The sequence below is a fragment of the Nostoc sp. PCC 7524 genome (assembly GCF_000316645.1).
Lineage (GTDB): Bacteria > Cyanobacteriota > Cyanobacteriia > Cyanobacteriales > Nostocaceae > Trichormus.
The window spans coordinates 1397462-1421618 of record NC_019684.1; the positions used below are offsets into that span (position 1 = coordinate 1397462).

A 24157-nucleotide genomic window follows, 5' to 3' on the forward strand; every position below is an offset into this window, starting at 1 on the left:
TGTTCGGAATATTTCTGTGAATAGAAGTATCTGCTATCAAATATAATGAAGGTTGTGTCTATGGGTTGTTATGGAAGTTTGGGGTTACGCCAGAGTTAGCAGTGAGGAGCAGCAAGCCGATAAAGGTGCGTTGCGTAAGCAAATCGAACGCTTGCAGAATGCTGGCTGTGCAAAGGTATACTGGGATATTCAATCACGAACAACGGAAGTCAGGGAAGGGCTACAACAATTAATTAATGATTTGCAGACATCTCCAACAGGTAAAGTAAAATCACTGCAATTTACCCGAATTGACCGGATTGGCTCATCATCGCGGCTGTTTTATTCATTATTAGAGGTATTACGATCTAAAGGGATTAAATTAATCGCTCTAGATCAAGGAGTTGATCCTGACAGTCTAGGCGGAGAATTAACAATTGATATGTTACTTGCTGCTGCCAAATTTGAGGTCAGAATGGTAACGGAGAGATTGAAAAGTGAACGTCGTCATCGGGTAACTCAAGGAAAAAGTCACCGAGTTGCACCATTGGGATATCGTATCGACAAAGATAAATATGTCCGCGATGAATCACCGTGCATTTGTTTGCTGGAAGGACGCAGAGAATTAACTGTATCTGACTTGGCTAGGTATATTTTTAACACTTTTTTTGAGTGTGGTTCAGTTGCGGCGACTGTGCGTAAATTACACTCAGATTTTGGTATAGAAACAAAAGCTTTAAATTGGCATAAATTAGAAAAGTCATCACAAATTGTTAGTGATGACGACTTAGATAAAATTGTATTTACGCCCAATAAAACTAACCACCCCTTGCGTTATCCGTGGTCTGGTTTAAGATGGTCAATCCCAGGCTTAAAAGCATTATTAGTAAATCCTGTTTATGCTGGAGGATTGCCTTTTGATACTTACGTTAAGTCAAAGGGAAAACGCAAACATTTTGATGAATGGAAGGTGAAATGGGGAACTCACGATGATGAGGCAATTATTACCTATGATGAACACGAACGCATCAAACAAATTATCCGAGGTAATCGCAATAACCGATGGAATGCTAGAGAAGATAGCGAAGTTAACCCATTTTCTAATTTACTTAAATGCGCTCATTGCGATGGCTCAATGACACGCCACGCCAAACGAGTAGATAAAAATGGGCAAGCTATCTATTATTATCAGTGCCGTTTGTATAAAGCTGGAACTTGTAATCATAAAAATATGATTTCATCAAAAATATTAGACATCCAAGTAATGGATTTATTGGCACAAGAAGCGGAAAGATTAGCCAACTTGGTGGAAACAGATGAGCAACTTATTGTAGAAGAACCCCCAGAAGTAAAAACTCTCCGCGCATCCCTGAATACTCTGGAAACATTGCCACCAAGTTCAGCCATTGAACAAATCAAAAATGACCTCAAAGAACAGATTGCGATCGCACTGGGAACAACAAATAATGCCTCTAAACAATCTCTGATTGCTAAGGAAAGAATTATACAGGCTTTTGCTCATAAAAGTTACTGGCAAGGACTAAATGCTCAAGATAAACGAGCAATCCTTAATGGCTGCGTGAAAAAAATCTGCGTAGATGGAAATTTTGTTACAGCCATTGAGTATCGTTACTAGGCAGTCTTGTTTTTGGACTTTGTTTTTTGTTCTGGAATAGCCGGAGTAGATCTTAACTCGGCTTTACGTTTTTCCCATTCAAGAACTGTGCGAATTACAACTTGTGACCAAGATTCGTAAATCATAAGTACCATTGTTAGCTAATTTGAGGATAGCGAAAGTTAAAATATTTTTTGTTCATCGCAAGCCATTCGTGTGAAATAAGAATTGTGTGAGAAAATAAAATTTCCCAAGTGTTTGAGATTCGATAAATGAAGGGCTGACAAATGTACTGAAGAATTTGAGATAAATTAAACTGGCTGTTGTTGAAGCTGATTCGCTCATTTTGGGGTAAAAATTTGATTACCCCTAGTTTTGGAAATATCGCTTTGCCATTGGCGCAAGGATACGGCAGCCACGAACGTAGTCTAAAACTTATTCTGCCGCTAAACGTTCATCTGTACTGACTGGTACTACAGAGTCAAGCAAGGGAATACTGCTCAAGCTGCTGAGGCGGACTAACTTGTAGCCAAAGTAATTCATTTTTCAACTGGCACACTACCCATAATTAGCACTGCCAGTGAAATCACTTTAACGGTTGTTGCATTTATAGCCGACTACTAGTATTGCTGAAAGTATCTAACAACAAGGTGCGCCTGTTTCAGTAATTTAAAGTAATATTAATCATAATATTATTTAAGATTAACCTATAGGATAAATAATGCGGGAATAGGCACTCAACAGGTATCTCTGCAATAAAGTAAGTTGTTTATTAGCTGTTTGAGTATTCCTACCAAAACTGGATGCTACCAATTTTTTAAACTCTTTCCGACTTTTCAAGCATCCTCTAAATCTCTTTGATTCATATTAAGTACCAATTTTTACTTACAATCAACAAAGCGTAAAAGAAATTTATGTATTTTACAGAAGATAACTTAATACAACCACAAAATTTAGATGTAAATCAATCTGAAATTCTAAATTTGAAATCCGGATTGGAAATAACTAATTTGGATGCTTTGGTTAATTCTAATACTCTGCTGCCTACTTCCTATCCTATTAATAGCGAACTAATTAATTTCATAAATTTAAATACAAGCCCTGTAAATGATATATTTCCAGTTTCTATTGATGATAGAAATTTAAATTCGAGTATAGAAAATATTAAAAGTACTATAGATACATTAACAGGACAATATTCACATGGTTCTTTGGTATTACCGGAAGAACTAATTTTTATTGATTCAAATGTTGAGGATTATCAGAGCTTAATAAGGGAAATAGACCCTAATACAGAAATTATTATTCTCAATTCAGAACAAGATGGAATCCATCAAATCACTCAAGCCTTGACACAACACCAAGCAATATCTGCTGTACATATAGTTTCTCATGGTGGCATAGGGAGCTTACAGCTTGGTGGTTCAGTTTTGCATCTCGAAACACTCAGCAACTACAGCAGTGATTTCCAGCAATGGGCTAACTTCTTGACACCAGATGCAGATATCTTACTGTATGGTTGTCATGTAGCTGCTGATGATCAGGGATTAGCTTTCATCCAAACATTAAGTACCTTAACAGACGCGGATGTTGCAGCTTCTAATAACTTGACTGGGAATGCGTCTGTTGGCGGTGACTGGGATCTGGAAGTGAAGACTGGGACAATTGAAGCTAGAACAATTTTCCCGAATAGCGCGATCGCTAACTACAATGGGATCTTAGCTACCCTCTCCGGATTGGTAAGTGGAACCAAGAGCTTTAACGAAGATTTGACTATCAATGGTAATCTCACTTTAAGTGGGGATGTGATTATTGATATTTCTGGTTCTGGAACTAATCAGGTAAATTTCTTAGATAGTTTTTCCATTCAGGGAGATGGTCAAGGAGAAAGGGATAGTCTGACCATCAAAGCTGGAAATGGAACTGTTACTATTGGTGGTGATATTGGTGGTGGTGGGTTTGAACACCTAACTATCGAAGCTGGTACTATAAAAATTCTTGATAATGCAACAATTTCCACTCGCCAAATTAATGGCAGTGATTTTCTCAACGATAGTTCAACTGGGAACTCTGGTTTCATCAGGCTAAATGCACCCAAAATTACGGTAGGTAACGGCGCTCAACTTTTAGCTCATGTAGAAAATGGCAGTAGTTTTACAGATGGGGACATCAAGTTAACATCGGAGGATACAGGCACACGAATTGGCTCTTTTACTATATTTGACTTCCAAAACAGAGAAGTCGATATTTCCTTAGATGGTGCAACTATCAAAGCAGCCAATGTCATCTTGACAGCAGACGCTAAAGATAATGATCCCTTTAGTGGAGTGCCTGAACAAGTTCAGAGGATGATTATCGACCCCGTAGTGAAGTCATCGATTTATCAGTTGCAAAACCTGATTCTGCCAGCATCAGTACAGGTACGAGGTGCTGAATCTAAAATCACCCTCAATAATGCAGTCATCACTGCCAGTGGCAAAGTAGATGTGATATCAACTGCCCTAGTTGACGGTAGCCTTCAAGCAATTAGCGTAGTCAATCCCATCAATCCTTTATCTCGCTTTGCAGTAGCATATGGTCAAGCCACAGGTAAAGCCAATGCTCTGATTCAGGGTAATACTAATATCCAGGCAGGCACAGATGTCAATATTAAATCGAATACAACCACGACTGCTAGAGTTGATGCACGGGTATTTGGCAACATCCTGCAAAGAATACAACCAGCTAATGCCAACGAATTAGGTCTTTCAGTGGCTATTGCCAATACAAAAACTGAATCGAAAGCAGAATTAGAAACAGGCTCTGCAATTACAGCAGGTGGTAACGTGAATGTGAATGCTCAAGGCACAGTCACAAGCCAAGCTAGAGCTTTTACGGCAATTTATCTTAGCGGTTTAACAGGGACAGGAATAGGGCTGAACTTCGACGATACAGATATTAATGCCAATGTCAATGGCAGGATTACAGCAGGTGGCTCTTCGATTGGAACGGAGATTGATTTATCCAAGGTTGATTCGACCAACAACACAATTGAATTACCGAATTCTGACAACCCTGTAAACGGAGAACAAATTGTTTACAGTAACGGTGGAAACACCAGTATTGGCGGATTGGAACATGGAAAAAGCTACACAGTCTTGCTGTTAGATGACAACAGCATCAAATTGACAAATGGATCGAGTATTGACATTGACAATTCAACCGTTAATCAGGGGGCAGAACATGGATTCAACTTACGGACTGGATTCCAATTTAACCCGGAGACTGCTGTAAATTTAGACAATGATACCATCACTATTAACAATCACGGTTTAAGGACTGGTCAGTTAGTTGCCTATTACGGAGATCCCCAGGGAGAAGAGATTGATATCTCGACTACACAAGGCTATTATTTTGTGATTGTAGAGGATGCTAATACTGTCAAATTGGCACTTACTCCAGAAGATGTGGCCAATGGGTTAGCTCTGGATCTCAGAAGTCAGGGGACTGGTTCAAATCATTTCTTAACTTTCATTCAAGAACGCAGAAATGAAATCAGTTTTGACTCTGATACTGCCGTAAATCTCAATAATGATACTATCACCATTGCCAATCATCAATTCAAAACTGGTCAGCCAGTTATCTATACCAAAGATCCTCAAGGTCAAGAAATTGATGCTCTATTAAATCTTGGTGATTATTTTGTAATTGTAGAGGATGCCAATACGATTAAATTGGCATCTACCCAGAGCAACGCCTTACAAGGAGTAGCACTAGATTTAGGAACTAAGGGTGCTGGCTCCAATCACATCTTAACTAGCCTGGAGAGTCTGATCAGTTTTGACCCCTCAGATAGTAAAGTCGTCAATAATCAAAACAACACCATTAAAATCCCTAACCACGGATTTCAAACAGGGGATACAGTTGTCTACAGAACAGACCAAAGCATTGTTACCCAACAAACAATCCCAATTAATTTGTCGTTTGACCCCAACACAAGTGTAGATTTAACAAACGACACAATTACCATTGTCGGACATGGGTTAACAACAGGTGATGAACTGACATACCAAATTAACTACTTGGGCAACCCTGGGACTGCAATTGATGGACTAGAAGCCAACCAAAAGTATTATGCAATCGTAGTTGATGACGACACGATTAAATTAGCAACATCAGCAACCGATGCCACCGATGGGATTGCCATTAATTTAGAAACTGGGGCAGCAGGGATTCTACATAGCCTAAGATCATTTGCCACAGTCACAGTTGGTGATGAAGCAATTTTTGGCTTACAAGATGGTGATGATTACTATGTTGTCGTTATCGATGAAAATACTATCCAACTAACAGAATCGGAAATAGAGGCATTTCTAGCTCAACCGATTGATATTGATGCGAGTGTAGCGACGGGTACAGGACACAAGTTACTGCGTCCCGAAGAAAATACAGGGATTGGAGTTAATGCCAACTTAACAGCTCAAAATATAGCTAATTCAAAAGGGGTAGCTGGTTCCTACCCCAAGCTGAGGGATTTTGTAGGAACTCCTCTGGCCTTTGCTGGTGTAATACCTCAGCTCCTCAAACCGGGAACAAGTAAGGAAATACTCAGAGGTGATACAGGAAGTCCCTTTGGACAGATGACTGGTCAAAATCAGTTTGCCGCAGCAGTAGGCTTCAGTTTCAACCTATTTGAACATGATGTAATTGCTAGGGTGGGTGCTGATGGAGTGCTGAAGTCTGGTACTGATGTCAATATCAATGCCTCAACAACACAGAGAATCCAAACACTTGTAGATACGGAAACAGGTAAGAGTGAAACCCCAGGTTTAGGAGGACAAACAGGACAAGGTGTAGCGATCGCGGCTTCTACGGTGATTGGATTATACAACAATAGAGTAGAAGCGATCGTGGACAATAGGTTAGATGGCAATGGAAATATTATCCAAGCCGCAACCATTGATGCTCGACGCAAAGTTAAGGTAACATCCGAACTAATTTATCCGTTTTTACTGGACTTTGAGCAGGAATTTGATTTTTCACAAGACCCAGGAAATTCTACAGGTAATCTCGCCGTTCTCCTGGGAGCATTTGCCTTAGATGGCAAATTAGGATTAACAAATCGCATCTTTAATACTTTTATCACCAGTAAAAATCGAGGAAAAACAAACGAAGCCAAGGGTAATTTAGCCTTTGCCTTGTCATTTGCGTTCACACAATTTAAAAACGAGTCGCAAGCAATTATTCGCTCTGGCGCTCAAATTAACCAGGATTCTAATTACCAAACTGCTATCCAGTCAGTTGCCGTCAATGCCACAACAGATATCATCACCTTGGATGCAGGTGGGGTGATTCACATCGATTTAGCAGCAGATGTTTTAGCCAGGGCAGTTGTTAAAGGATCATTCGATGAGGCATTTACTTTCTTTGGCAACCGAGCCAAAAATGGTGTCGGTGGGACGGCAATCATCCAAAAGATGGATAACACAACCATCGCCAAAATTGAAACCAAAGCCGCAGTTCATACAAGTTCCCTTGGAGATGGCTTAGAGGTAAAAGCCAAAGAAAACATTATTTCTGTGACACTAGGACAAGCAGGCGGTGATGCTCAATTCGTTGGTTTTACCGGAACTGGTGTAGGGATAATCCAAAATAGTGAAACCATTGCTCAGATAGAAAGTGGTGTCAAGATTACTGGCGGATCATTGTCAGTGATTGCTGAATCGGAAGCTACACGCGTCAATGTTGTAGGTTCGGTGCAATTAACAGAAAGTATAGGTATTGGTGCTAGTTTTGCCTTCAACGATATTACTCGTAAGACCAAAGCCATTATAGGTAAGGAACAAACGGATACAGACACAACACCTGGTGACAAAGGCACATTAATTGACGTTACTGGTAATATTGATGTTAAAGCTACAACCAGTGGAAATATCTGGGCATTTTCTCTGGCGGGAGCGATCGCAGTTAAACTACCCACAGACATAGATAATCCTAATCCCTTTGGTATAGGTGTCTCTGGTAGTAGTTCAGTCAACAATATTCATGAAACCACTCAAGCTTACATTAATGATACTGGTAACATCACAACCAAAACTGGTGATCTCAAATTAGAGAGCGAGAATGATACGCTCTTTGTTGCTGCATCTGGTGGTGCTACCATTTTAGCTGGACAAAACATCTCCGGTGGTCTATTTGGCGCTTTTAGCCTTAACGAAATTGATCACACAACTCAATCTTTTATTACTGGTGCAGTAGTAGAGGCAAAGCAAGTCACAGTTAAGGCCAAAGAAAACAGTATCATTCATGCAGTAGCAGTTGGTTTGAGTGGTGGTTTTGCCAAACAGGTATTACCGGCGGTTCAGGTAAGTATTCCCGGTTCATACTCTAGGAACGTTGTCCGCAATCAAACAGAAGCTTTCTTAAAAAATGCAGCAGTTAGTACAACTGGTAACTTGATTGTTACTGCTGATAATAGTTCTGATACTTATGGGATTGGTGGGGTTGCCGGTTTTGGTACAGCATCAATCAGTGCGACGCTAGGCTTTTCGGCAGCTGAAAATAATATTGACAATAAGATTCATGCCTATATTGACAATTCCACCATCTCTAAATCAGGTGACGTAGAACTAAGTGCAACATCAACGGCTAAAATCCTGGCTGTTACCGTGGGTGGAACAGCAGCCGGAAATCCTGGAAGTATTATTTCCTTTAATTCCATAGCATTGGCTGGTGCAGGTGCTGGTTCTGGTAACACCATCAATAACTCCATTGAAGCAGCAATTAAAAATACTGCCAATATCAGTGGCAATAGTGTCACACTCATTGCTGAAGATAAAACCGAGATCACAGCCGGTGCTGGTACTGCTGCCATTGCACTTGTTTTAGGTTCTATCACAAATAGTGGTATAGTTTCCGTCGGAGCTTCAGCAGCAGTTAATGACATTAGAAATAATGTCAGAGCAGATATTGACAATTCTACTGTCTCAACATCAGGTGATGTAAAACTAAGTGCAACATCAACGGCTAAAATCCTGGCTGTCACAGTGGGTGGAACAGCAGCCGTAAATACTGGCAGTCTTAATTCCGGAGTGTTGGCAGGTGCAGGTGCTGGTTCTAGTAACACCATTAATAATTCCATTGAAGTGGCAATTAAAAATACTGCCAATGTCAATAGCAATGCTGTGACACTCACTGCTGAAGACAAAACCGAGATCACATCAGGTGCAGGTGTTGTTACTTTTGGTTTTTCCTTGGAAACATTAAACAGTGGTATAGTTTCCGTCGGAGCTTCAGCAGCAGTTAATGACATTAGAAATAATGTCAGAGCAGATATTGACAATTCTACTGTCTCAACATCAGATGATGTAAAACTAAGTGCAACATCAACGGCTAAAATCCTGGCTGTCACAGTGGGTGGAACAGCAGCCGTAAATACTGGCAGTCTTAATTCCGGAGTGTTAGCAGGCGCGGGTGCAGGTTCTAGTAACACCATTAATAACACTATTGAAGCGGCAATCAAAAATAGTGCCAATGTCAGTGGTAATGCTGTCACACTCACTGCTGAAGACAAAACCGAGATCACATCAGGTGCTGGTACTGCTGCCATTGCAGTCGTTTTAGGTTCTATAACAAATAGTGGTATAGTTTCTGTCGGAGCTTCAGCAGCAGTTAATGACATTAGAAATAATGTCAGAGCAGATATTAACAATTCTACTGTCTCAACATCAGGTGATGTAAAACTAAGTGCAACATCAACGGCTAAAATCCTGGCTGTCACAGTGGGTGGAACAGCAGCCGTAAATACTGGCAGTCTTAATTCCGGAGTGTTGGCAGGTGCAGGTGCAGGTTCTAGTAACACCATTAATAATTCCATTGAAGTGGCAATTAAAAATACTGCCGATGTCAGTGGTAATGCTGTCACACTCATTGCTGAAGACAAAACCGAGATCACATCAGGTGCTGGTACTGCTGCCATTGCACTTGTTTTAGGTTCTGTAGGTTTAGGAAATAGTGGTGTAGTTTCCGTCGGAGCTTCAGCAACAGTTAATGACATTAGAAATAATGTCAAAGCAGATATTGACAATTCTACTGTCTCAACATCAGGTGATGTAAAACTAAGTGCAACATCAACGGCTAAAATTCTGGCTGTCACAGTGGGTGGAACAGCAGCCGTAAATACTGGCAGTCTTAATTTCGGAGTGTTGGGAGGTGCAGGTGCAGGTTCTAGTAACACCATTAATAATTCCATTGAAGCGGCAATTAAAAATACTGCCGATGTCAGTGGCAATGCTGTGACACTTACGGCTGAAGACAAAACCGAGATCACATCAGGTGCTGGTACTGCTGCCATTGCACTTGTTTTAGGTTCTTTAGGTTTCGGAAATAGTGGTGTAGTTTCCGTCGGAGCTTCCGCAGCAGTTAATGACATTAGAAATAATGTCAGAGCAGATATTGACAATTCTACTGTCTCAACATCAGATGATGTAAAACTAAGTGCAACATCAACGGCTAAAATCCTGGCTGTCACAGTGGGTGGAACAGCAGCCGTAAATACTGGCAGTCTTAATTCCGGAGTGTTGGCAGGTGCAGGTGCAGGTTCTAGTAACACCATTAATAACTCCATTGAAGCGGCAATTAAAAATACTGCAAATGTCAATGGCAATGCTGTCACACTCATTGCTGAAGACAAAACCGAGATCACATCAGGTGCTGGTACTGCTGCCATTGCAGTCGTTTTAGGTTCTTTAGGAAATAGTGGTGTAGTTTCCGTCGGAGCTTCCGCAGCAGTTAATGACATTAGAAATAATGTCAGAGCAGATATTGACAATTCTACTGTCTCAACATCAGGTGATGTAAAACTAGGTGCAACATCAACGGCTAAAATCTTGGCTGTCACAGTGGGTGGAACAGCAGGCGTAAATACTGGCGTTATTAATTCCGGAGTGTTGGCAGGTGCAGGTGCAGGTTCTGGTAACACCATTAATAACTCCGTTGAAGCGGCAATTAAAAATACTGCCAATGTCAATGGCAATACTGTCACACTCATTGCTGAAGACAAAACTGAGATCACAGCCGGTGCTGGTACTGCTGCCATTGCAGTCGTTTTAGGTTCTTTAGGAAATAGTGGTGTAGTTTCCGTCGGAGCTTCAGCAGCAGTTAATGACATTAGAAATAATGTCAGAGCAGATATTGACAATTCTACTGTCTCAACATCAGGTGATGTAAAACTAGGTGCAACATCAACGGCTAAAATCTTGGCTGTCACAGTCAGTGGAACAGCAGCCGTAAATACTGGCAGTATTACTCCCTTTAATTCCATAGCATTGGCTGGTGCGAGTGCTGGTTCTGGTAACACCACCAATAACTTCATTGAAGCAGCAATTAAAAATAGTGCCAATGTCAGTGGTAATGCTGTCACACTCATTGCTGAAGATAAAACCGAGATCACATCAGGTGCTGGTACTGCTGCCATTGCACTTGTTTTAGGTTCTGTAGGAAATAGTGGTATAGTTTCCGTCGGAGCTTCAGCAGCAGTTAATGACATTAGCAATGATGTCAGCACATATATTGACAACTCCACCGTCTCAACATCAGATGATGTAAACCTAAGTGCAACATCAACGGCTAAAATCCTAGCTGTCACAGTGGGTGGAACAGCAGCCGTAAATGCTGGCAGTCTTAATTCCGGAGTGTTGGCTGGTGCAGGTGCAGGTTCTAGTAACACCATTAATAACACTATTGAAGCAGCAATTAAAAATAGTGCCAATGTCAGTGGTAATGCTGTCACACTCGTTGCTGAAGATAAAACCGAGATCACAGCCGGTGCTGGTAGTCTTGCCATAGCAGCTATCTTCGGAACTTTTAACAGTGGAGCAGCATCCGTTGGAATTTCAATTGTGGACAACGACATCAGCAATGCAGTTAAAGCCTACATTGATAATTCCACCGTTTCAACCACTAGCAATATTGATTTGACAGCAAATTCTACTGCAACTATTGATGCTTATGCTGCGGCTGGTGCTATAGCTATTACACAAAGTGTAGCAAGCAGTGGAAGTGCAGCCGGAACTGGTACAACGTCTACTAACACTATTGGCAACACTATTGAGGCATTCATTAGCAATAACAGTATAGTAACAACCACCAGTGGGGGAGATATAAATCTGACAGCAGCAGATCATGCCGAAATCGCTGCTAATACAGTAGGTGGGAGTCTGTCGATTTCCGTAGGCGGGGCTTTTGCCGGAGCTATTGCAATTGGTGTAGCACTAGCTCAAAATACTACAAGTAATACAGTCCGAACCTATATTGATTCCTCAGACGTAACTGCTAATGGAAGTATTAACTTAACTGCTTCATCTACCGCCAAAATTGATGCTCTCACCGTAGCAGCTTCCGTGTCGGCTGGAATTTCACAAAGTGGGTTCAGCTTTAGTGGTGCAGGTGCAGATGCTAAAAATACAACAAACAACACGATTAGGGCTGTGATCAGTAATGGTAGTACAGTTACAGCCACGAACTCTGTCACACTAGAGGCAAAAGACGATATAGACATTAAGGCAGATGTAGGTTCCGGTGGGCTAGCAGGTGCAGTGATTGGGGCTTCCATCGGCGTTTCATTGGCGAACAATTCTATCAACAACAATGTTCAAGCATACGTTGATAATGCGACCGTCACCTCTGAGAACAAAAATATTGAGATAGATGCTTCATCAACATCGAAAATTGATGCTTTGACAGTGGCAACTTCAGTAGCAGTTGCTATTGGTGGTGCAGGGGCTGGTGCTGTGTCAGATATAGAACTGAATACAGTGGTGAAAGCCTATGTTACTAATGATGCCGAATTGAATGCAAATAAAGATGTTAAAGTTTCTGCTATCAACAACATCGTCAAGAACAAAGCAGAAACCATCGGTGTTGGTGCTGGGCTTACGTTCGCTGCTGTTGGAGTCAGTAAAGCTAAATCTGATGTTGGTGGTGAAGTAGAGGCTTATATTAATAATGCTTCAGTAACAGCCACAACAGGTGACTTGAATGTTCATGCTAAGTTCATCACAGAGTCGGGCGTTGTTGCCAAGTCAACAGCAGCCGCAGGTGGAATCGGCTTAGTTTTCGTTACAGATACTGAAGCCAAAGTCACGATTAATCCCACAATTAAAGCTTATGTGGGAAATAATGCAGAGATATTATCTGGTAATAATATTACGATCGCCTCAGAGTCTCAAATAGATACTGATGTCAGTGTAACTGGTGTTACGGCTAGTGTTGGTATTGTATCTGTAGGAACAACCAAAGCTGATGCTGTAATTACCCCAGTTGTCGAAACATCTATTAGACGAGGAAGTAATGTCAAAGCAGATGGTGGTATTACACTGCAATCAAAACATAACTTTGGGATGACACAACCACTCTCTAGTATGGGTGCATCTGCTAAGGCCACAGCACCCATAACATTTGGTGTAGGAGGTGCAGGAACGGGAGCAGATGCAAAAGCTACATCGAATGCAGATGTTGATACCTATGTTGAAGATAGTGTAACGCTGAATGCTGGTGCGGCGATCGCCATTTCTTCCCTGTCCCACAACAACGCCAAAGCTGATGCCAATGGACTGACAATTGGTTTACTTGCAGGCGTAGGAACAAGTGTTGCCGAGGCGACAGCTAGCGGGCAGACAGCCACCAGTATGAACGGTTCAATCACGGGGGCAAGCAATCTTGATATCTTTACAGATGCCAGGAATATTGCCGATGCTGATGCTAGTGCTTCCGGTGGTGGACTTATTTTTGCCAGTGATGGTGAAAAAGGCACTGAAGTCAACGCTACAATTGATGCTGATACCTCTACATCAGTGGGAGACAACGCCAAAATCACAGGCATAACTGGCGATATCACTATCCAATCCCTATCTACAACCGATGTGAATGCGAAGGGATCTGGAAGCTCAGGTGGTGTCATTAGAGTCGGTGGTATTGAGACACAAGCAAATCTGATTAACCGCAATCATGCCTCTATTGGAGAAGATGTTGAAATTACTGCTGGTAATAACTTTCAACTGTTGTCCAAATCTAGCAACAATGCTGAGACACAATCCATTGCTGGCAGTGGCGGAGTAGTAGATATATCTAGGGCTGTAACAACTGTCTCCACCGATGACCAAACTACAACTAAGGTAGGCGATGACAGTAAGATAACTGCTGTAAATTCCCTCCAGGTAGAGTCCCAGAGGAATACTACAGCGAATTCTAAGTCCGAAGCAGATACTAAGGGACTAGGAACCAACGCCAGAACCAGGACATCAATGACTCTTGACGGCTTAACTAAAACAACTGTGGACGGTGCTACCCTCTCAGCAAATCAGGTAAAAATACTAGCCCGTGTCACAAATATTGAAGCTGATGCGGTTTCCACATCCAAAGCCAGGGCTTTAGGGGCTGAAATAGCTTCTGATGCTACCCTAACTACAACTTCCACAGCCCAAGTCGATATCGCCGCCCAAGCCAAGATTAAAGGCACAAACCAAGTCAAAATTAGTGCTAGACACGATGAACTCAAGACCAATTCTAAAACCAGTGCGACAACGGAAGGTTTAGGCGCAGACACCAATTCCACCGCAACTACTACCCAAACCACAACCACAAACGTGAATACTGGTACTGGCTCGGAAATCGCTACCAGAAGTTTGTTAGTAGAAGCCAACACCCCATTGACAATCAGCTTTGCTGCAACCCCAGAGCAGAACGGCGCTGTCATCGAAACAGGGGAAGCTACAGGAAACCGCACCTTATCCCTCAACCGAGCAATTGACTTTAACTCCAAGATAGTCATGTTGGGTGCGCCTAGCCCTACCCTAGAGATTGATGCTAACGGTAATGTAGTGCGGCAAGTCAACGTCAACGTCCAGCAAACACCTACCGAGATTGTTGTTGATGATATTACCAACACCAATACTCTAGCGGGAACTATCATCTTCTCGATGCAGGAATCGGTCTATGACACCACGACTACACCAGTAACGATCACAGACGTAGCCGTGATTAGAGGCAACGCCACAGTGGAGTTTATCACTGGATTCGAGCGTGTAGACATCATCAACCGTTCCACCAAGCATCTGAAAATCAATGATATTGATGTCCTCAACACATCAGGGCAGTTAAACAGCAATATTACCGTCAACGTCAGGAATAAAACTGGCTTTAACTACACCACCACAACCAACCCTGGCAATACAGCCATTAGCATCACCAACACCAGCAACGCAGATATCCGCCTCAATGGATTTATTGACAACCCCTTCGGCAGCACACAAATCCTCAACAACGGCGGTAATATCATCACCTCCGACCCCACAGCCAAAATAGAAACAACCGCTTTAACTTTGCAGACTGACAACGGCAGCATCGGTACAGCTAGTAACCGTATCCAAACTCAGTCTAGTGCATTGAGTGCGATCGCCCGCAACAACATCTTCATCAACGAATTTGCCGACGACTTAACCATCACACAAGTCACCGCCAGCAATGGTAACGTAGACCTGCAAGCCCAAGGCTCAATCTTAGATGGTAACGATACAGCCACCGCAGACATCACCGCCCAACAAATCAAACTCAATGCCCTCAACGGTAGTATTGGTAGTCATGCCAATATCTTAGAAGTGAATGCGACTGCCACCACTGCTGGACTCACAGCTTTGGCACAGCAAAACATCGTGATCAGTGACATTGACGGTGGCTTAAGTATTAATGATGTCACCTCCATTGCAGGCAACGTCCATCTGACACTACCAGACCTAGCCAGTCAAGGACAAGATTTAGTCTTGGGTAACGGTAGTAAGATTTTGGCAAATCAGGGAACAGTCAACCTGCTAGTAGGTGACAACATAGCATTAGCCGCCGGTAGTACAGTCACAGCCGGGTCAACAGTCACTATTACTGGTGATTGGACTAACGCCGATCTAGAGGGTACAATCATCGAATTAGCTGGAGAAATCAAAGCTAGTTCTGTACTAATTACAGGGGAAGTAGACGGTGATGTGATTACCCTCCGCAACGTTAACCCCGGAGTCACCACCACCATTGAAACAGGCGGTGGCGACGACATAATTTACATCGGTAGCCAAGCCACACCACAAGCCAACGCCGATGGCATCCTAGACAATATTCGGGGACAGGTAATTATTAGCGGTGGTACAGGAACTGACCGCATAGAATTAGATGAATCTGCCGACAGCAAAATCAACACAGGCACCATCACCAACAACCGTGTTACAGGTTTCGGTATGAGTCTAGGCATTCAATATGCAGATATTGAAGCTATGCAGATATCCTTGGGTAAAAATGCCAATACAGTCAATATTCAAAGTACCCAAGACAACACGGCAACCTTGGTGAATATAGGCGCAGGTACAAACACTATCAATGTCGGCAATACCAACAACCAAGTTAACGAGATTGATGGACTGCTAGAGATTCGCGGTGGGACTGGTACTGATACCCTCAACATCAACGATACAGGCGACACCACTACCAACGCAGGTATCCTAGACAGCAAACGCATCACAGGTTTGGGCATGGGTGCAACAGACCAAACAGCCAGTAATTTAGAACGAGGTATTGTCTACAGTGGCTTGGAGCGCATACAGATCAATCTAGGCAACGGCAATGATCAATTCACCGTCAATGGCATTGATACTGAGACAACCATCAACACTGGTGCAGGGGATGACAGCATCACGGTAGGAGACGAACTACCACGAATTGCCGCACGGCTACTGGTGCAAGGAGGATTAGGAGTAGATACTCTATTAGTCAACTCCAACATTGCCAGCGATTTAACCCTCAACCGTGGTGTCATCACAGGAGCAGATGTACCCGGACGCATCGAATTTGAGCAAATCACAGCCCTGACTATTACCCAAAGTGATAGTAATGACCAATTCACCCTCCTGGATACCACAACACCAGTTACCTTAAATACAGGTGGAGGCAGTGACCAAATAACAGTCGTCAATACTACTGCGGCGGTAAATCTTAACCTTGGTGATGGCGATGATCAAGTCACAGTCCTCAATGCCAATGCTGTACTGGCAATTAATGGTGAAGATAGCGGTGTTGACAGGCTGATTATAGATCGCTCCAGCCAAACTGCGGCGGCGATTGGCGGACTGCTCAGGGATGATACACAAGCTGACTCAGGTGTCATTGAAAACTTAACAAGCAGTGATATTACCTTTAGTGCCATTGAGCAAGTAGAAATGAAACTCGGCACAGGTAACGATGATCTCACCATTGACACCACCCTAGCCAACACCATAGTTACAGTCACGGGTGGTGATGGTGATGATGCCATTACTGTCCGCAGCATTGGTAGATGGGTGGGACTGCTGCCGATTGATAACTTCTACAACGGTGATGATACCATCACTGTCAGCAGCATTGGTAGGCCGGAAACCAACATCTTCGGTGAACTTGGTGTCGATACAGTCACCGTGATTATCGATGGTGTACCCACAGATAACCAGTTTACGAATCTCAATTTAGATGTTGAGACTCTGGTTGTAGACAATAGCGGTAATAACAGCCAGCCTTTAGACTGGACACTCAAGAATGGGGAAATTCTGGAAGCTCAACTTGCTCCTGGTACATTACCCATTTCTGTGATTAATACTCAGGGTGCGGAACTGACGCGGATTATCGGCGGTACTCAGGCTGATACCTTGAATGTTGTGAGTGAGACGACTAACAATATTGAAGGATTCATTGATGGCGATCGCGTTGAATTGCGCTCCGGTTTGACTGTACTGGAGCCTGTAAGTTTTACCAACAATTTTCAGAATTATGATTCTGTAATCAATTTTGATAATTTGGCTAACTCTGCCACCACCTACCTGCAAGCAGGCTTCCAATTGGCAAGTAGTGGTGCAATTATGCTTGACAATAGTATAAGTCCGGCAGCCAAAGCTGGTTCTAGCAATGATACTTTCACTCTCACCTCAGCTACTGGTGCTGGTTTTGCCATCTATTCTATATCTCTGGCTGCCACAACATCAGAAACCGAATCTATAACTTTCACTGGCACTACCATGAATGGTGGTACAGCCATATTCACTGCCGTGGTAGGTAACACAGGCTTTCAGACTTTTGATGTTCCCACTAGCTTTGGCGTATTGAAGTCTTTATCTTGGCAACCGGGTACAACCTTAGTAGACAATATTGTTGCTATAGAATTGTTCGCAAATACTACCCCGACAACTATCCCCACAGCCATACCCACCTTAAACCTGACTGGTAATATTGTTTTCGATACAAATAACCTTCAGATTCGAGTTAATGGTAGTGTCATCAGCAATAGTTCACTTTCTACATCAGTAATTAATGGCAATATTGCTCAGTTCCGCTTTGCGGGTGACATCAACTTTGGCAATAACAGTAGTGTCACAGGTACGGGTAGCCGTGGACTCTCCTTACTAGCTGGTAATGATGTCAATGTCGGTACTGATGTCACCTTCAACTTCTCCGCCAACGGTAGAACACCAGGCATAGGTGGTGGTGCTGGTGGTGGTGCTGGCAGTGGTGGTGCTGGTAGTAATGGTGGTGCTGGCGGTAATGGTGCCAATGGTGGTACTGGCGGTGCTGGTACTGGTGGTACCGTTACCATCTTTGGATCTTATGGTCGCAATGGCGGTACTGGTGGTGCTGGTAATGCTGGCTCTTCCAGCACCATTGGTGGACGAGGTAATAATGGTGGTAATGGCATGAGTGGTATCAATTCACTTAACAGTGGTGGTGGCGGTGGTGTTGGTGGTAATGGTGGTGTTGGTGGTAATGGTGGTGTTCGTGGTAATGGTGGTGCTGGCGGTGGCGGTGGTAGGCCAGGAGATTGGGCATCTGGTGAAAATGGCAGCAATGGTGGTAATGGTGGGCAAGGAGGCAATGGAAACAATGGTGGTAACGGTAATCCTGGAGGCGATGGCTCACAAGGACAAAATACCGGTAATAGTCTGACCATTTCTGGTGGTGGTGGCGGTGGTGCTGGTGCCGGCGGCGGTGGCGGTGGCGGCGGCGGCGGTGGCGGCGGCGGCGGCGGCGGCGGCGGCGGCGGCGGCGGTGGTACCGGCTCTTATACTGTTTTAGTTTTCCCTGTTCGTGAAGGATCTGGTAGTGGTGGTAATGGTGGACGAGGTGGTAATGGCGGTCAAGGCGGTAAAGGTGCCAATGGTACTCCTGGTGGAAACGGCGGTAGTGGCGGTGGTGCCTTTGAAATTATCGCCCAAGGTCAGGTGAATACATCGTTTTCCACATTCTCTGCCCAAGGTGGCGATGGGCAAAACCCAGGATCTGCTGATACTAGCAGCCGTGCGCCCGGAACTAAAGATGCCAGACTGAATGAGGGACGAACAAATGGTGGTCGTGGTAATGGACTAGCTATTCGGGGTGGCGATGGTGGTAATGGTGGCTTTGGCGGCGCAGGCGGCGCAGGCGGCGCAGGCGGCTTTGGCGGTGCGGGAGGTCGTGGAGCAGGTGGAGCAGGTGGAACAGTCAAACTCTACGGCACAACGGTAACTGCTGGTAGTGCAACAGTCAATACTTCTGGGGGTAGCGGTTCTCAAACCGGAGGCAATGGAAGACTGATTATTGGTAGCAACACCTATGCAGGCACCCTACCAGGGACAAGGACAGGAGCAAATACATCCTTGTTCACTGGACAGCGAGCAGACAATCCCTTCCTATCAAATTCCTTTACCACCAATCAACAAACTACACCATTCATTGCTGGTTTAGCGGGAGGTGCAAACACCTACGGTTTATTAGAAGGAATCGATGGCAGAACCCTAGGGATTGACACCTCAAATAATCCCGATGCCTTAGTAGCAGTATATCGACTAGATGTGGGACCATCAGGCTTCAACCAAGACTATGGCAGCTTTAACATCAACGGTACAAAAACTGCGGATTTCGATATGCTGTTGTTCGTTAACCTCACAGACTCCGTGTTGACGAATCCCACACTCGGTATCCTGCCGACAACCTTGACATCAAGCTTTGCTCAAAGTTTAGTCACAGATGGTTTCCGAAATAATTCTACCTTTGGTGGAACTGATGTAGCACAAGTTTTGACAGCACTGAATCCAGGAGCAGTATGGGCAACACTAATTCCAGGTGATGCAGTGAAAGTCAACGCCACCATTACTGGGCCAATCATATCCATCAACAACACCACCCTAATAGATGGACAAGTAGCCTACATTCGAGCCGCACGTCCAGATTTAAACGTGACACCAAATATCACAGGACTGCAATCAATTGTACTCAGCCCAGACAGCAAACATATCTACGGAGTCAGCCCCACACAAAACGCCTTAGTAGTCGTGAATACAGACGGACTCACCCAGCGTCAATTATTCAAAGACAACTTAGAAGGTGTTGATGGACTAGCTGGGGCAACCGATGTTGTGATGAGCAGCGACGGCAATCATGTCTACGTTGCCAGCCCAGCCGATCAAAGCATCGCCATCTTCCAGCGCAACAGCATTACAGGCAACCTGAATTTCCTCACCACAGTAGGGACATCCACCAGACAAGCAGTATTTGAATCCATAGCACTCAGTCCCAATGGCAACTCCCTGTATGCGGCAGGAAACAATGGCATAGTCAGATACAACCGGAACACAGTTACAGGCGCATTGTCACAGAGTACCCTGGTAGTAAATCCTGATAATATCGGTAACTTTAGCAACATCAAAATTAGCAACGACAATACACTCATATATGCAGTCAGCAGCAGCAGTGACACCCTAGTAGTGTTCAATACCAGCGACTTGAGTGTTATCCAGAAAATCACAGGAGCAGCCAACGGACTAGACGGAGCCAAAGGACTAGCCATCAGCCCAGACAACCGCTACATTTACATTACAGGACAAAACGGCAACAGCCTCTCCGTCTTCCAACGCGACAGCAGCAGCCCCACCCTCACCCATGTGCAAACCCTGCAAAACGGAGTCAACGGCATCCGAGGATTACTCGGAGCCAGCGATGTGACAGTAACACCAGACGGCAAATACATCCTTGTCAGTGGCACAGACAGCAACGCCATAGCCGTTTTCTACCAAAACACCAGCAACAACAAATTACAATTCGTACAACTATTACGCCACAACGTCGGCGGAGTCATCGGATTACAGACACCCACAACCATCGTCACCAGTGGCAGCCAGACATACATCAGCAGCCTAGGCACCACAGGCAACAGAGGAGGACTAGCCATCTTTGATACCAACACCCTCCTCCCCGAACCAGTCACCCTACTCACCACATTCGACAATATCGAAGCCTTAGCAGTCAGCACAGCCAGTGGTGAAGACATCATTACCCTACGCCAAGCTCCCTCCCCAGAAGTAGTCACAACCACCATCAACACTGGAGATGGAGATGATATTGTCACCTTACAGGCTTTAAGTTCTACGACGGTAGTTAACCTAGGTGCAGGCAATGACACAGCTCAACTCCGTGCCAACACTCCTCGTACTAACCTGATTGTCCGGGGTGAGACTGGGGACGATATCATCAACATCGAACGAGTCGGAGAATTTAGCCGGACTGAAGTCTTTGGTGGTGATAACCGTGACACTGTACGCGTCTCTGGAGCCAATCTCCCCACCTCTGCTACTACCATTGCTCACGGAGACAACCCCAATGGCGTACCCCAAAACCAAGGCGACATCCTCATCTTCGATCCCCAAAATCCCAACCCCAATACCCCCAACTACACACCAGCCCCACCCACTCCAGGTGCAGGTAATATCAACGTCACCAATAGGGGTGTACTCCAGTACGATACCTTTGAGGGAAATGTCATTGTTATTGCCGCACCTATCATTAACTTCCTGAATCAGCCTTACCAAATCGCTGAAGGTCAGTCAGTCACTTTGCGGGTCAATGTTACACCCCTAGGATTGGGTAACTCACTGTCCGAGCCAGTCGCTTGGGATATTAATGGGGACGGCAGTTTTGGTGAAGCTGATGGGGCAACTTTGACACTGAGTTGGGCGCAACTGGTAGACCTGGGATTAGGTGACGATGGTACATACCAAATCGGTGTCCGAGCCACTAACAGCGATGGTTTCTCTAGTAATGCCTTTACTACCCTGACAATTATCAACACACCACCAAGCATTCAAGTCAGTGGTGCCAATGAAGTAGCAGTAGGCACACCCTATACAGTTAACTTCTCTGCTACCGACCCTGGTAATGACCGCGTATTTGAATGGCGCATTGATTGGGGCGATGGCACACCTATCGAAATCTTTGGTAGTAACACCATCTCAGCCACCCATATTTATACCAATCCCGGCAAAGCGCAAATTATAGTGGGTGCAGTTGATGAAGATTCCGCACCCAATGCCACCTTTGCCGCGCCGAAGACAGTCAGCGTTATAGTTTCAGCCAATCAAGTTAATGCTGGTGGCCCCTATACCATTGCGGAAGGTGAGGCACTCACACTCAATGCCATAGCCGTCGGCACACCCACAGCCTATAGTTGGGATATTAACGGAGATGGTATTTTCGGGGATGCCACAGATGAAAATCCCACCCTGTCATGGACACAGTTACAACAACTAGCTGCCAATCCCATCCAGAATAACGGTACTTACAATGTCCGTGTGCGAGTCAACTACGGCACCGACCAACAAGCCACATCGAACGCCGTCAATCTCCGGGTGATGAACACAGCCCCCACAGCCAACTTAGTTAATAGTGGTGCAGTCAATGAAGGTAGTACCACCACCGTCTCCTTCATCGACCAATTTGATCCATCCCTCAGTGATACAACGGTTGGTTTCCTCTACAGCTACGACTTTAACAATGATGGTCAGTTTGAGATCATTAACAGTCGTTCTAGTTCTGTGGTCGTTCCTGCCCAATTCCTCAGTGATAGTGGCATTAAGACTATCCGGGGCGTAATTCAGGATCAGGATGGCGATACCACGGAATTGTCCACTGAGGTGACAGTGTTGGAAGTTTCCCCAACATTAATAATCAGTGGTGCAGATAGCGCCGTAGAGGGAGCGCCATACATCCTCAATTTAAGTGCCACTGATCCTGGTAATGACACAGTTAGTCAATGGATTGTAGATTGGAATGATGGCACAGTCGAAACTTTTGCTGGGGCTACCCAATCTCTGACTCACCGATTTACAGACAATGGTACACGGGTGATTTTGGTGACAGCCATTGATGAAGATGGAACTTACACGGCAACCAAGACTGTGACAGTGAGCAATGCCGCACCACAACTGCAAAACTTGTCAGCGACAACCGCCTTAGAAGGTGGTACTAGCCGCTTGACGGGCAGGATTGTTGACCCTGGAATTCAAGATAGTTTCGTTCTGGTGGTGGATTGGGGTGATGGCTCATCAGAGACATTTAATTTGGCTGCTGGTACCAGTGATTTTGATCTGTCCCATCAGTATGGAGATAATCAAGATTACGTCATTACTGCCACAGTGACTGACAAAGATGGTGCTAGTCATACTGCCACGACTATAGCCAAAATCAATAATGCTGCCCCCAGCATTGCTGCTCTGGTATTAGCAAACACAACCATACCAGAAAATGGATTAGTCGTAGTCTCTGGCAGAATCACAGATGCAGGAATTGGAGATACCCATACTGTAGTGATTGATTGGGGTGATGGTTTCACTTCTGCGGCCACAGTTGATACCAACACACGGACATTCACCGCTTCCCGTCGCTACGCAGATGATAACCCCACTGGTACAGCTATCGATGACTACACCATTACTGCTACGGTCACTGACGATGATGGTGACAGTGGCACTGCTAGCACGATTGTGACTGTGACTAATGTTGCTCCAGTGATTACGGCATTCCAACGCACTGAAACAAAACTCAATCGTAGTAACTTGGTGTCTATTACTGGAGAATTCAATGATGTAGGACTACTAGATACCCACGCTGTGACTATCGATTGGGGTAACGGTACTACCTCCAATGCAGTAGTTGATGCGACCACAGGCGCATTCACAGCTACCTATGAATACACGGTCATCAGTGGTGATGGTAGCCGCTCTGCGTTAAATGGTACTAGCGGTAATGACCGGATTTTTGGTGGTGTTGGTGCTAAAACCCTTACTGGTGGTGCGGGTAGTGATGAGTTTATTTATACCGACCTCAGAGAATCGAGTCATCGTATTACTGACTTTGAAGTTGGTAAAGACAAAATCAATCTGAGTCAACTACTTGATAGTTTGGTGATTGGCGGTTATCAGGGTACGGATGCTATTGCTGATGGTTATGTGCGCCTGGTACAAGGCCCCACCGCTAATAGCACCATTATCCAAATTGACCGTGATGGTAGTCAGGGAACAGCTATTTTCCGTTCATTCTTAATGATTAATAATGTGGCTCTGGAGGCTATGAATAATCCCAACAATTTCATCTATAACGATGTGGAGCATTACATTGTTACCGTGACTGTCACTGATGATGATGGTGGTGAAGATACTAACACTACTACTATTAGTAAACGCATCTAAATGTAATTGATTAAGTTTGACTTTCCTA

The 24157-nt window shown here is 44.3% G+C and carries 2 protein-coding genes and 1 pseudogene; 2 read left to right on the forward strand and 1 reads right to left on the reverse strand.

Annotation, left to right across the window (positions count from 1 at the left end; all coding sequences use genetic code 11):
- The first annotated feature begins 70 nt into the window (after window positions 1-70).
- A complete protein-coding gene (xisF, locus tag NOS7524_RS05985; protein WP_015137582.1) occupies window positions 71-1615 on the forward strand; it encodes a fdxN element excision recombinase XisF in 1545 nt (514 codons plus the stop codon).
- Window positions 1616-1938: 323 nt separating this feature from the next.
- Here the strand turns inward: xisF and NOS7524_RS31150 are convergent.
- Window positions 1939-2249 (reverse strand): annotated as a pseudogene (locus tag NOS7524_RS31150) (IS982 family transposase); the annotation flags it as partial.
- A 259-nt stretch (window positions 2250-2508) separates the two neighbouring features.
- Here NOS7524_RS31150 and NOS7524_RS05990 point away from each other — a divergent pair.
- The gene (locus NOS7524_RS05990; protein ID WP_015137584.1) at window positions 2509-24129 is read left to right on the forward strand and encodes a DUF4347 domain-containing protein; all 21621 of its coding nucleotides are present in this window, start codon (window positions 2509-2511) and stop codon (window positions 24127-24129) included.
- Window positions 24130-24157: the final 28 nt, after the last annotated feature.

Coding starts and splice junctions, on each gene's coding strand:
- xisF (WP_015137582.1), top strand. CDS start 71: ATGGAAGTTTGGGGTTACGCCAGAGTTAGCAGTGAGGAGCAGCAAGCC.
- NOS7524_RS05990 (WP_015137584.1), top strand. CDS start 2,509: ATGTATTTTACAGAAGATAACTTAATACAACCACAAAATTTAGATGTA.